General features: G+C 37.9%; 13 protein-coding genes. 12 read left to right on the top strand and 1 reads right to left on the bottom strand.

The features are described 5' to 3' along the window. Positions 1 to 6: 6 nt before the first annotated feature. The gene (gene glyS / locus LS69_RS03525; RefSeq protein ID WP_138122143.1) at positions 7 to 2,064 is read right to left on the bottom strand and encodes a glycine--tRNA ligase subunit beta; all 2,058 of its coding nucleotides are present in this window, start codon (positions 2,062 to 2,064) and stop codon (positions 7 to 9) included. A gap of 127 nt (positions 2,065 to 2,191) precedes the next feature. On the opposite strand from glyS, the gene LS69_RS03520 reads away from it, so the two are divergent. From LS69_RS03520 to LS69_RS03465, 12 genes are all read left to right on the top strand, one after another. Beyond that, on the top strand, positions 2,192 to 3,574 hold the full coding sequence (locus LS69_RS03520) for an ATP-binding protein (protein WP_238699110.1): 1,383 nt from the start codon (positions 2,192 to 2,194) through the stop codon (positions 3,572 to 3,574). Positions 3,575 to 3,782: 208 nt separating this feature from the next. Beyond that, on the top strand, positions 3,783 to 5,372 hold the full coding sequence (locus tag LS69_RS03515; RefSeq protein ID WP_138122141.1) for a methyl-accepting chemotaxis protein: 1,590 nt from the start codon (positions 3,783 to 3,785) through the stop codon (positions 5,370 to 5,372). Positions 5,373 to 5,562: 190 nt separating this feature from the next. Then, the gene (locus LS69_RS03510; protein WP_138122139.1) at positions 5,563 to 6,381 is read left to right on the top strand and encodes a putative metalloprotease CJM1_0395 family protein; all 819 of its coding nucleotides are present in this window, start codon (positions 5,563 to 5,565) and stop codon (positions 6,379 to 6,381) included. A gap of 45 nt (positions 6,382 to 6,426) precedes the next feature. Then, positions 6,427 to 7,119, top strand: a complete 693-nt coding sequence (locus LS69_RS03505; RefSeq protein WP_238699109.1) for an AzlC family ABC transporter permease — start codon at positions 6,427 to 6,429, stop codon at positions 7,117 to 7,119. 23 nt (positions 7,120 to 7,142) lie between these two features. Next, positions 7,143 to 7,484 carry an AzlD domain-containing protein gene (locus LS69_RS03500; protein WP_138122135.1) on the top strand — a complete coding sequence of 114 codons (342 nt, stop codon included), beginning with the start codon at positions 7,143 to 7,145 and terminating at the stop codon, positions 7,482 to 7,484. 9 nt (positions 7,485 to 7,493) lie between these two features. Then, positions 7,494 to 7,835 (top strand): Spx/MgsR family RNA polymerase-binding regulatory protein, encoded by a 342-nt coding sequence (locus LS69_RS03495; protein WP_138122133.1) that lies wholly within the window; start codon positions 7,494 to 7,496, stop codon positions 7,833 to 7,835. Next, positions 7,829 to 9,232 carry an SH3 domain-containing C40 family peptidase gene (locus tag LS69_RS03490; RefSeq protein ID WP_238699107.1) on the top strand — a complete coding sequence of 468 codons (1,404 nt, stop codon included), beginning with the start codon at positions 7,829 to 7,831 and terminating at the stop codon, positions 9,230 to 9,232. The genes LS69_RS03495 and LS69_RS03490 overlap by 7 nt, the downstream gene beginning before the upstream one ends. Then, positions 9,222 to 9,965 carry a metal ABC transporter ATP-binding protein gene (locus tag LS69_RS03485; RefSeq protein ID WP_138122219.1) on the top strand — a complete coding sequence of 248 codons (744 nt, stop codon included), beginning with the start codon at positions 9,222 to 9,224 and terminating at the stop codon, positions 9,963 to 9,965. Before LS69_RS03490 ends, LS69_RS03485 begins: the two co-directional genes overlap by 11 nt. An 8-nt stretch (positions 9,966 to 9,973) precedes the next feature. Next, entirely contained in the window at positions 9,974 to 11,332 is a 1,359-nt protein-coding gene (locus LS69_RS03480; RefSeq protein WP_138122131.1) for an FAD-dependent oxidoreductase, read from the top strand. Continuing rightward, on the top strand, positions 11,325 to 12,140 hold the full coding sequence (locus LS69_RS03475; RefSeq protein WP_138122217.1) for a metal ABC transporter permease: 816 nt from the start codon (positions 11,325 to 11,327) through the stop codon (positions 12,138 to 12,140). Before LS69_RS03480 ends, LS69_RS03475 begins: the two co-directional genes overlap by 8 nt. Before the next feature lie 10 nt (positions 12,141 to 12,150). Further along, positions 12,151 to 12,378 carry a DUF5408 family protein gene (locus LS69_RS03470; protein ID WP_138122129.1) on the top strand — a complete coding sequence of 76 codons (228 nt, stop codon included), beginning with the start codon at positions 12,151 to 12,153 and terminating at the stop codon, positions 12,376 to 12,378. Positions 12,379 to 12,463: 85 nt separating this feature from the next. Further along, positions 12,464 to 13,384: a DMT family transporter gene (locus LS69_RS03465; protein ID WP_138122127.1), complete on the top strand. Its 921-nt coding sequence runs from the start codon at positions 12,464 to 12,466 to the stop codon at positions 13,382 to 13,384. Positions 13,385 to 13,389 lie beyond the last annotated feature (5 nt).

Below are 13,389 nucleotides of genomic sequence, written 5' to 3'. Positions count from 1 at the left end.
TCAATCCTAAAGGCTAATTTCTTTAATATCTGCAATTTCCAAGAACGCTTTGTAAATCCTTGCAATAAGGTGTTTGCGATTGTTTTTGAAATCCTCATCGGGGGCATTGACAAGCACTTTGTCAAAGAATCTATCCAAAATCGGATTGAGCGCAAGGAGTGAATTTAAGCGCGTTGTATAGTCATTTTTATCTAGCGCACACGCGTTAAATGCCTGATAGAGTTCTGTTTCTTCTGTGGCGATTAATTTGTCTTCTTTAATATCCAAAGCAGAATTTAAATCCACTTCTTTTGTGATGTTCGCAAGTCGCTTGAAAGTTTGGGACAAGAGATTCTTATCTTGATTCTTAAGTGCGGAATCTAGCGCGGTGAGTTTTTGAAAGATTTGCACCAAATCGCGCTCTCCTGTGGCAAGAACGGAGCGCAAAAGAGAAGTGTTGAAGTCCAGCATAGAATCCAAACGCTCCAAAATGAAGTTTTCTAGTGTTTGGAGTGTAAAGGGCTGATAAAAGGGTGCAAGATTTTCTAAAATCTCTTTTAAATTAAAAGGCAAGTTAAAATGCAAGATAATCTTAATCACTCCATTAGCGGCGCGTCTTAGCGCAAAGGGGTCGCGCGAACCGCTTGGGATTTTGCCAATACTAAAAAGCCCCATAAGATTATCTAGCTTATAAGCGAGTGCAATCACCGCGCTGATGAGATTTGAGGGCATTGCACTTTCTTCGGAGTTTGGCAGATATTGTTCTTGGATTGCAAGTGCTACTCTTTCATCATAGCGCAAGGCTTTAGCATAGTAATATCCCATAATGCCTTGTAATTCGGTAAATTCATAAACCATTTCGCTCATCAAATCCGCCTTGCTAAGCGTTGCGGCTTGGTTGAGGATTTCGCTTAAAAGTGAGGGGTTGGGTTCTAGTGCGGTAAGTTCGCTTTGGAATCTTTGGCTTAAAATTTGGACGATTTGGCATTCGCGATTCGTTTTGTCCCACATAGAGCCTAAGCCCTCTACGAAAGTTACTTCTTTGAGGCGTTCGCGTTGGAATCCTGTTTTTAAGTCATTGTGATAGAAAAACAGCGCGTCTTCTAGTCGTGCACGAAGCACTTTGAGATTCCCCTCTATAATAGCGGAAGAATCCTTTGCTAGGCTATTGGAGACAAGCACGAATCCGCAATAAAGATTCTTATCTTTGTAGGTTGCAAAATAGCGTTGATTGACTTTCATGGAAGTGATGATACAAGGTGCGGGAAGCTCCAAGAAATGTTCGCTAAACTCGCCAAAAAGCGCGGTGGGATATTCGGTAATGCTTACGATTTCATCTAATAATTCTGAATCTATTTCTACTTGGATTCCTTGCGTTTTTTCAATCTGTTTAATCTCGGTTAGAATTTTATCTCTGCGCTTGTTTTGGTCTAAAATAACGCCATTATTAGACAAAATATCAAAGTAATTTGGGATATTTTTTACTTCAAAGGGTTCAAAGCTGACATTGCGATGCACGAAAGTCTGCGCTTGGGATTCTATGCCGTAGAGTTTTAGAGGGACGCGTTTGCTGTCTAATAAACACAAAATCCAAGAAATAGGGCGGATAAAGGAATCCTTAAGGCTGCCCCAACGCATTGTTTTACCAAAATTCAAAGACTCTAAAAATTCTTTGATGATTTCCTCTAATAACTCTACTGCCGGTGCTTGTGGAGCGAGTTTTTGACAATAAAGAATCTCTTTGCCGTCTTTTGTGGTTGTGGTAACTTCTTCTTGTGAGATTCCGCATTTTTTGAAGAATCCTAAAGCCGCTGGAGTGGGCTGATTGTCTTTGTAGGCAATATTTAAAGGTGGTCCAAAAAATTCTAGTGTTTGCGCATTTTGGATTTGTGGGAATTCTAGCGCGATAAAACTTAAGCGACGCGGTGTATAGAAAAAGTCAAATTTGCAAGGAAGACGATGAGATTCTAAAATTTTTTGAAATTTATTCTTGATATTGGGCAATTCAGCCAAAAATGGAAGTGCTGGGAGTTCCTCTGTGCCAATTTCAAGCAAAAAGGGGCTTGTATGGAGTGTAGTTGTCATAATTACCTCATAATTAAAAAATTCTGAAATTGTAACAAAATAAATGCAATAAAAAACTTTAAAATCCATAAAACATTGAATTTTAGGATATAATTAAGGGAAATAGAAATGTTAGGAATCCTTAGCTATGGAATGGTTGGCAGATTGGAATGAGAGCTACTCACTCTCTATTCTGTTTTTTGGGTTGGCAGTTTGCTTCTTTGGAATCATTCTTTATTTGTTTATCAATTATAGAAAGCTTTTAGAAGAGATAAAAACTAAAGAAAAGTTGGAAAATGAGCTTTTAAACAAAAATGCGCAGATTGAAGCTTTGAGCAAAGAATTAGCTAATCAGATTGAATATGAGATTGCCCAAAGGCTTAAAAGCGACTATTCGCACGATTATTTGTTTGAAAATAGTCTGAATGCGATTATTTTGGCGCAAGATGAGAATTTAAACATTATAAGGCGAAACCACGCCGCTTTGAATCTTTTTGGTAAAGAAATCCTAAATCATAATATTTTAGAGTTGTTTAATAATAAAGCGGATAAAAAATCGGTATTTGAAAAAATCACACAACTTAAACAAAGCAAACTGCGCCAAAATTTCCGTTTGGATTTGACGCTAGAGGATTCTACGATTCCTGTTGTTGTTTCTATTCACTTTATGAATTTTGCACAAAAAACCACCCTTTATTTCGCGTTTGTGGATATTTCAGATATTGTGAAATTAGAAAATGAATTGCGCAATAAACGCGTGGAATTAATCCAAAAAAACAAAGAAGAAGCAATGGGGAAGATGTTGGGCAATATCGCACATCAATGGAAGCAGCCGCTTAATTCTTTGTCGCTTTTATGTCAGAATCTCAAAGAGATGAATCAATATGGCGAATTAGATAATGATAATTTTGAAAAATACACCCAAATGATGACGAAGCAAATTCGCTTTATGTCGCGGACGATTGACGCATTTAGGGAGTTTTATAATCCAAGTAAAAACAAAGAAACATTTGAAGTTTATGGCGCAATCAAAGAGGTTTTGGAGCTGTTTTATCAATTAGTGGATAAGAAAATTATGCTTAAAATGCAGCCTTGCAAACACAAAAAACAACTCAAAGTTTATGCTAATAAAAATGAATTGCAACAAGTGATGATTGTCTTGCTAGATAATGCGATTGAAGCGACAAAAGCGCGTTTAAGCGACGGGAAAATCAAAGAGGGCAGAATCTTAATAGATTGTTCAATGGAGCAAAATATCGCAGGAAGCCAAATGTGCGTGATTCGTGTGTTGGATAATGGGGGAGGAATCAGCCCGGAGATTGGACAGCAAATCTTTGAAGCGTTTTTTACAACCAAAGGAAATGGTAGTGGAATGGGCTTGGCAATGGCGCAAATGATTCTGGATAAAATGGAGGGGAGAATTTTCGCCTGCAATGAAAAAGATGGAGTGGAATTTAAAGTAGAATTGCCTATGGCAAATGAGGATTTATTTAAAAAGCCTAAAAAATCAAAAAATAGTGAAATATTGTAACGCATTTTAATATGGGATTCTTTAAGGAATCTTTGAAGTTGATTCGGTAGTTTGGGCTGATAGGGTTGGCGTGTAAGTGCTTTGTGTTTTAATACAAGGATAGATTGGAATAGGGTGAAATTTAATGATTTTTTTATCCCTACATTTGTATAATAGCACAAATACTGATAAAGCTTGAAATTTGGGCTTTGTCGCTGAAAGAGACTTTATGCTAAAGACAATCCGAGCCAAAATCATTGTGATGATTGTTGTGTTTTTGTTAACCCTTTTGGGAATGGTCCATTATAATTTGCTAAATGGTTTTGATGATATTGCTAAAAGTAGCTCTACCAACGAGCTTCATCAGCTTAACGCAATGCTTTTTGAAGGGCTAAAAGTCGCAATGAATACGGGAGACCCAGAGATTATCGGAGGTTTTATTGCGGGTTCTAAAAAAGTCCCAGGTATTACAAATATGGAGGTTTTTCCTTCAGAGGCAATCATTGAATTAATGGGCTTAAGCAAAACCTACACGACGATTCCAGAAATTTTGGAAGTCTTTAAAACCAAAAAAGAATTTATCAGAATCTACAAAACAGAGAATGATCAGGGCTATTTAATGGCAAAACCTATCATCGCAGAAGAATCGTGTTTAATGTGCCACGCAACTTCGCAGACAGGGGAGGTTTTGGGAGTGGCTGAAATGCAAATCTCCACCCAAGAATTAATGAATCGTTCGCAAGAGATTCAATTCAAGATTCTCTTTGCGATGATTGGGGTGGGCATTGTTGCGCTGTTGATTTTGTTTTTCCTCTTTAATCGTTGGGTATTTAATCCGATTCTAAACCTTACCAATGTGGCTTATGAGCTTTCACAAGGTGATGGGGATTTAACGAAGCGGTTGCCTATCAAAAATGAAGATGAAATCGCAAAAGCAAGTTCTTATATCAATGATTTTATTCAAAAGATTGACGATACCGTGGCAAATGCAAAAGACGCAAGTCATCAAAACATTTTGCAATCCACGCAGCTTTCTACCGCGTCAAAAGAGATTGATGAGCGCATTGAATGTTTGGTGCAAATTGTCAAACGAAGCACGAATCTTGGTAACAACATTGAATTGATGCTAAACGATTCTATGTCTTTGGTGCAAAAAAGTGCGCATGATATTCAAGATTCTGCAAATCAACTTGCGAAAACCAAAGCACTTTTGCTGAAAGTAATTAATGAAGTGCAAGGAAATGTCAGCACCGAACGCGATATAGCCGAAAGACTTTCGCAAACAGCGCAAGAAACCGATAAGATTAAAGATGTTTTGTCTATTATTGCAGAGATTGCCGACCAAACTAGTTTGTTGGCACTTAATGCTAACATAGAAGCGGCAAGGGCGGGAGAAGCAGGAAGAGGATTTGCAGTTGTCGCTGATGAGGTGCGAAAGCTATCAGAACGCACACAAAAAAGCCTAAGTGAGATTAATGCGGTAGTCAATACAATCATTCAATCTGTTTCTGACGCAAATAATGCGATGGGAGCGAATGTCCAAAACACCGTTAGTATCGCAGACGCCTCTATTGAAAGCACGGAGGATCTAGAAACAAGCGTAAAATCCCTAGAAGATGCCGTGGAAGCTTCTTCGCAATCGCTGCAAAAAACCAATGAGCTTTTCGCAGCAGTGAATGATATTTTGAAACAAGTAAGCGAAGTGCAAAGACTCACAGATGAGAATAGTAAAGCGGTGCACTTGATTGACGGAATCTCTAAGGAGATTTCACAAAAAGCAAGTGCTTTAAATAGTCAATTAGATTCGTTTAAGGTTTAGTTGCATATTCAATGCGTTTGGGATTCTTTGGAATCTTAAGCGTTTGGAATTTAAGCGAACATTGATAGGAATTCTCTTGAATTTTTTGTGGATTTTGAATGAATTTTACATTTAAAAATTAAATGAGTTTATGAATTGTTTTTCTAAATTTCGTTATAATTTAATAAGATTTTAAATCAAGGAGGCGCAAATGCAAGTTGGAACAAATGCTTATTTTAATTTGCAAAATTACTCCAATAATTTTAAAACACAAGATTCTCAACCAACCTTTGGAGAAGTAGAATCCCAAAATACGCCTTTTAGCGAAGCAATAGCCCAACAAGAATCCGAGCAAAATACGGATATTATTGCACCAGAATCCCCAAGCGGAGAGAAGCTAGACGAAAGCGAACAGCAATATGTGCGCGAATTAGCCGCGATAGACGCGAATGTGCGTGCGCACGAAGCTGCGCATATCGGAGCAGGAGCAGGTGTCGTAAGCGGAGGTGCTAGTTTTGGCTACACACGCGGACCTGATGGCAAAATGTATGCGACTTCAGGAGAAGTGCCTATCACAATGAAAGAGGGAAGAACGCCAGAAGAAACCATTAGCAACGCGCGTCAGATTATCTCCGCTGCAATGGCTCCAGCAGACCCCAGCCCTCAAGACTATAAAGTCGCTGCAAACGCCGCGCAAATGGAATCTCGCGCTAGAAGCGAACAAGCACAAGAAAGAGCAGAAGAAATAAAAGAACAGCTTAATGATTCAAAAGAATCGCAAGATTCTATAGAATCCTCTAATGCTTTGGCGAATCCCACCAATGCCACAAACACATCGGATTCCAAAAGACAAGTGGATTTCACAGCTCAAAATTCCAATGGAGAATCTAAAAATCTCTTCAATAATATGCAACAAAAAAAGCCATCTTATGGGACAAATGAAGAAGGGCTTGTTGCCTATGCAATTAGAAGCTATACTGCTAATGCGACGAATGATTCTTATATTCCAAGACTTGAAATTGCGGGTTAGCAATGAAGTTTTGTTGTTTAGGTTTGTATGATTTTTAGGAGTTTTGTGCAGAGTTTGCCTGTATTTATGGGTTATTTGCCTCTTGGAATTGCGTTTGGGATTCTGTTTTCTAAATTGCATTTGGCTTGGTATTTTGGAATCTTAAGTGCGATTTTGATTTTCACAGGAGCAGGGCAGTTTTTGCTGATTTCCTTACTCGCAATCCACGCGGGATTCTTTCAAATCGCCATTGCTTCTTTCTTGCTAAATATTCGCCATATGTTTTATTCTTTGGCAATCACAGATGAGATTAAGAATTTTGGCATTGGCAAATACTACATTCTTTTTGGGCTTACAGATGAAACATTTGCAGTGCTAAAAACCAACAAAGAGACCTTGAAGCTTACCCCAAAAGAAATGGAGAAAAGCTATCTTTATATCACCTTTTTTGACCATATTTATTGGGTTTTGGGCTGTGGAATCGGAATCTTTTTGGGCGAACAATTAGGATTCCAGCCCAAAGGCGTGGAGTTCGCGCTAACTGCCCTTTTTAGTGTGCTTACACTTGCTTTATTAAGAAATTCTACCAATAAAATCCCTTTTTATATCGCCTTAGCACTTGGAGTGATAGGGCTTATCGTCTTCCCTAGTGATGAATTTTTGATTTTAAGTATGGTTTGTGGAATCTTGATTTTGCTATTTTTTAGGCGATGGATAGGCAGTGGTAAAGCAATGCGGAATCCGCCACCACAAGCTTAGAGTTCATTAAAAGGGGCGTAAAAATGGAAACGCAAATCAATGAGGATTTAAGTAGTCTTTATATTCTTTGGGCGATTCTTGCTGCGTCTTTTGGAACTGCTTTGACGCGTTTTTTGCCATTTTTTGCGCTTAAAAATGCAACTAATAATGCGTGGTTGCGTTATTTGCGAGATACTATGCCATTATTGATTATGACGCTTTTAGTATTCTTTAGCCTTAAAGATACTCCTTGGAGTGAGACTTATGGGCTTTATGAGGTTTTTGGGATTTTTTGTGCGAGTTTATGCTTTGTGTTATCTAAAAACTCTGTGTTAAGCATATTTGCAGGAATTATTTTTTATATTTTTGCGCTGAATTTGTTGTAAAGGAATCTAATGGTAAAAATTTATGGAATTAAAAATTGCGGAAGCGTCAAAAAAGCATTGAATTTTTTAGAATCACAGGGAATCCCCTATGAATTTGTGGATTTCAAAACAACGCCACCAACAAGCAAGAATTTAGAGTTTTGGCTACAATTTGTTGGCATAGAAGTGCTTTTGAATAAAAAAGGCACAACTTATAAAAGATTGAATTTAAAAGACAAGAACCTTACCCTAGCAGAGGCAAAAGAATGGCTCATCAAAGAACCTATGCTCATCAAGCGACCCGTTATTGAAGTTAAGAATCGCGTGATTGTGGGATTCTGTGAAGAATCTTATCAACAGGTGCAATGGTAGTGATGAAAAAAATGTGGAATCTATCAAGCGGAATCAAAAGAGATTCTATTGTTTGGATTGCAAGTTTGGTTTTGTGGCTATTTTGTGGCTGCGCGAGATTAGAAAAGTCCGATGATATTGCACTTCCTTTGCCTACACAGGATATACAAGATTTCATTAAGGATTCTAAAACCCTAAATCCCGCCAAAAAGGCTATGCTAAAAAAAGAATATTTAGAGCATTTTTTTGCCCCCTTTGATAGGCAGCCCCAACACAGCGCAGAAGAATTGCAATGGGGCTTGAACCAAGCTTATGCGAATCTAGGTTTTGGGGAGAATCTGCTTCCTTATATAAAGCAAGAAATTGAAGCATTGGAGTTTGAAGCAAACTTACAAACTTATCCGAGCGTGAAAAAACCTGCGATTGTTACGCGAAACTCTAATCTGCGCGTTTTGCCCACCAATAAACCGCGATTCTACAATCCTAAACTTGCAGGAGAAGGATTCCCTTTTGATTATTGGCAAAATTCCTCTATTTATGTCGGCACACCGGTGCTCATCACGCATTATTCGCGCTCCAAAAAATGGGCATTTGTAGAAAGTGGATTCGTCAGCGGGTGGATTTTGAGTTTGGATATTGGAATCCTTAATGATAATCAGATTTTGGAATTAAAGAAAAATCAAGATTTTTTGGTGGTTACTCACGACTTCACACCGATAAAGAATGTCCATCAAGAATATTTGGAATCCGCGCGAATTGGAATGCTTTTACCTTTGCTTGGTAGCACAAAAAACAAGTATGAAAGTCAGATTTTCATACGAGATTCTCGCGGGTATGCTTATGCGCGTAGAGTGATTTTAGAACGCGATTCTTTTGCTAAATTTCCGATGAATTTTTCTGCCCAAGCAGTGGCGCATTTGGCACAAGGAATCGTGGGAGAAAAATATGGCTGGGGAGGAATGTTTGGAAATCGGGATTGTTCTATGTTTTTGCACGATATTTTAGGTAATTTTGGATTTTATTTGCTAAGAAATTCACAGGCGCAAATGCGTCAAAAAAATGCAGAATCGGGGCAAGATTCTTTGTATTTTGATGTGAGTTCATTCAATGAAGAGCAGAAAAAAGAGCAGATTTTGCAAAATGCGATTCCATTTGGCGCATTACTTGGAATGCGTGGGCATATTATGCTTTATCTTGGAGAATTGGATGGACAAATTTATATCTTGCACGACATTTGGGGATTAAGAACGCTACAAAATGAAACACAAGAGGGAAGAAAAATTATTGGCAAAATCGCAATTACTCCGCTTGATATTGGCAAAAATATTCAAGGAATAAATCAAGAAAAGCTACTAATTAAGCGCATTTATGGCATACGAAATTTATTTGCAAAAAGTGAATTTGATGATGCAAGATAAGAATATCAAAAAAATTATTGATTGCAAAAATGTTAAATTTTATTTTACCAAAGAGCGAATTTTGTATAATGTGAATTGGACGATTTGTGAAGGTGATTTTTGGGCAGTCATTGGACCAAATGGCGGTGGAAAAAGCACATTGGCGCGTTTGTTGGTTGGATTATTGCAGCCAACAAGTGGTGAAATTATCAAAGATAAGAGTTTGCGCATTGGCTATGTGCCGCAAAATACTTTTTTGAATCGTCATTTTCCTATTACAACGATTGAGGTTGTGATGATGGGATTTTTAAAGCCAAAGCTTTTTGGTGGATTCTTGCCAAAAAATGCAAAAGAGATTGCGATGGAAAGATTAGCCGAGTTTCATATGGAATCTTACGCGCATAAAAAAATTGGCGAACTCTCTGGAGGGCAGCGTCAAAGAGTGTTGATTGCGCGTGCATTGTGTGGGAATCCAAATCTTTTGATTTTAGATGAGCCTACGGCGAGTATTGATCAAAAGAATCAAAAAGAAATTTATGAATTGTTGCGAAAAATCAACCAAGAAAAGACTATAATAATGATTAGTCATGATGTATCGGTTTTGTTGGGTTGCGCAAAAAAAGTTTTATATGTCAATAAGGAAGTTACGACACATGACTTGCCAAGCAATATGAGGATTCCTTGCGATTCTGATATTAAGGAACACTTTTGCGAAGTTGAGCTTATGGGGTTGTGGAATAATTCTAAAATTTAGGAGAAAAGATGAATAATACTTATGATGTGGCGATAATTGGAGCTGGGATTTCTGGAAGTGCATTATTCTATGTTTTGACACATTACACAGACTTAAAGAGAGTAATTCTGTTAGAAAAGTATTCTGAACCAGCAACGCTAAGTTCAAGCGGTAATAACAATTCCCAAACGATTCACGCAGGGGATATTGAAACAAATTATACTTTTGAAAAGGCGAAAAAGGTTGCAAGGTCAGCGAAAATGCTAGTTTCTTACGCTTTGTTTCACGAATTGCAAAATAAAAGCATCTTTGAATACCAAAAAATGGCGATTGGTGTGGGCGATAAAGAAGTGGAGTTTATCCAAAAAAGACACGAAGAGTTTAAGGAAATTTATCCGGAATTAGAATTTTTCACCAAAGAGGATATTAAAGAGATTGAACCCAACATTATCAAACTAGCAGATGGAAGCGATAGGGCGGAAAATGTAGTAGCTTCAGGGACACGCAAAAGCTTCTGTGCAATGGATTTTTGTTCTGTGGCACATCATATGGTAGAAAAAAGTGTGTTTGGCGAACATGAGGTGAAATTTAATTATCAAGTCAAAGATATTATTAAGCAAGGAGATGGTAAATACACGCTTCGTGCGAATAATCAAGAACCTGTTACTGCGTCTTTTGTGCTTGTTAATGCAGGGGCGCATTCCTTGTTTTTGGCACAAAGTATGGGATTTGGCTTGGAGCTTGGTTGTTTACCTGTTGCAGGAAGTTTTTTCTTTATCCCGGGTGATAAACTAAGGGGCAAAGTCTATACGGTGCAACACCCAAAATTGCCCTTTGCGGCAATTCATGGAGATCCTGATGTGGTTGCACATGGTAAAAACCGCTTAGGACCAACTGCTCTTTCTTTGCCAAAATTAGAACGATTCAAAAGTGGGACTTATTTAGACTTTTTCAAAACTTCAGGATTTGGAGAAGCCTCTACGACAAAAATTATGTGGGATTTGTTATCTGATAGTGAAATCCGCAATTATATTTTACGAAACTTTTTGTATGAAGTGCCGGGCATTGGTAAAAAATTCTTCATCAAAGAAGCGCAGAAAATCATTCCGTCTTTGACTTTAGAAGACTTAACTTATGCAAAGGGCTTTGGAGGAATCCGCCCACAAGTGCTTGATAAGCAACAGAAAAAATTAGTTTTGGGTGAGAAAAAGATTAAAAGTGGCGAGGGCATTACCTTTAATATGACGCCAAGCCCGGGTGCGACAAGTTGTATCCGAAATGCTTTGATTGATATGCTTGAAATCACAAGCTATTTGAATGCAAATATTAAAATGGACCTTATTAAAGCAGAGCTTAACGAGGAAAGCTTGGAGTGGCTCGTTGATTGATGTTTTGGGATATGCGTTTGTGCAAAATGCTCTTTGGGGTGCGCTTTGCACGAGCGTGATTTGCGGAATCATCGGCACACTTGTTGTAACCAATCGTATGGTTTTTGTCGCAGGTGGAATCGCACATAGCGTTTATGGCGGAGTTGGAATCGCGGCATTTTTTGGACTGCCAATCTTGGTTGGTGCGATGGGTTTTAGTGTTTTGTGCGCTGTGATTTTGGCTTATATGTTGTTGTTTGCAAAAGAGCGTTTGGATTCTTTGATTGGCTCGTTATGGGCATTTGGTATGGCGTTGGGTATTATTTTGGTTGAGCTTACTCCGGGATATAACAAAGACTTTATGGGATATTTGTTTGGGAGTATTTTGAGCATTACAGAAAATGATATTTACCTTATGTTAAGTTTTGGATTCTTTTTGCTTCTTTTTGTGGGGCTGAATTATCGCATTATCTTAGGAATCTCTTATGATAGCGAATTTACACGATTGCAAGGCGTGAATACAAGAATTTTTAGCGTTGTTTTAATGGTTTTGATTGCGTTAGGAATCGTGATTTCTATGCGTTCAGTTGGAATTATTCTCATCGTCGCACTCTTAAGCATTCCTGCTTATTGTAGCGAGATTTTTACCAATTCCTTAGCTAAAATGATGTTGGGAGCAAGTTTGATTTCTTTGCTTAGTATGTTGTGCGGAATTGCAGTCGCGTATTTTTATGATTTACAAGCTGGGGCGAGTATCGTGATGGTTTTAGCTGTTTTTTCATTTATCTTAGCATTTGTTCATTATTTTAAAAAACTTCAAACTATTTAAAAGGATTCCTATGCAAACAACACAAAACAACTCAAACAATCACGCCCAAACAACAGCGACTAAGGCTATTAAAATCACACTCATTTCTTGTGTGATTGTGATTATTTTTGCCGCACTTAGTCTTTGGATTCTGCTAAATCAAATCACTGCGACTGCGAATCTCGTCAAAAAACAAAAAGAATATGAAATACGCCTCGAAAAACTAGAAGAGAATCTTAAGCCATCAACAAAAGAATAAATGAAGAAATTTTTGTAAAATTTTTTTAAATATTAATATTTTAGAATTTTGCCATTGGTTTGTTGATTTTAGCAAAAGGCAAGAGATGAAAAATAGTGTTTTTTATATTTTGCTCGTGATAGCAATGTCGTTTTGGGGTGCTTCGTGGGCTGCTAGTAAGGTTTTGGTGGAATACGCAAGTGCAGATGTGGTTACTTTTTGGCGTTTTTTCTTTGCCTTGATTGCTTCAATTCCTATTGTGATTTTGCTTAAGATTCCTTTACGGATTGACAAAAATGCGTTTAAATTTCTCTTTTTAGCGGCAATTTGTAATTGTTTGTATTCGCTTTTATACTTTGTGGCACTTAGATTTGGCAGTGCGGGGAAAGGTGGAGTGCTTGTAACTACGCTGATTCCGGTGTTTGCTTATCTTTTAACTTTTGGGTTTTATAAATTTAAAAAAGATTCCACACAAAAGATGAAACCTAATGAGATTTTAGGATTATTGTTGGGAATCGTTGCAGGAGGTTGTCTGCTGAATCTAGGAAGTATGCAACAACTCTTTGGTAAATTTAATACCTTTTTTGTCCTCTGTGCGCTTGATTGGGCGGTTTTAACCTTGATTTGTCGCAACCTTAGAATCCACCCTGTGGCAATTAATCTGTATATTACGCTTTTTAGCGTCTTGTTGTTTTCTCCTATTTTTGCCTTTGAACCGACAATGTTTAGTGTGTTTGAATTTGAATTTAGATTTTGGCTAATGCTATTTGTCGTGGCTGTGCTATCTACGGCTGTTGGGACGAGCATTTATTATCTAGGTGTTGCGCGTGTAGGGGCAACACAAGCAAGTTCGTTTAATTTGCTTGTTCCTGCGACTGCACTTTTGAGTAGTTTTGTGATTTTAGGAGAGATTCCAAGTGTCTTAACGCTTGTTGGGGGAAGTATCGCGGTTTTTGCGACTTATTTAATTAACCTCTATCAACCTAAGCATTTCAAAGTCCTTAGCCAACTTTGGCATAAACGATAGAATCT

This window comes from Helicobacter sp. MIT 05-5294 (assembly GCF_000765675.1).
In the GTDB taxonomy this organism is placed as follows: Bacteria; Campylobacterota; Campylobacteria; order Campylobacterales; family Helicobacteraceae; genus Helicobacter_D.
Note: the sequence above shows the minus strand (reverse complement) of the source record. Positions and strands in the feature narration are given on the sequence as shown.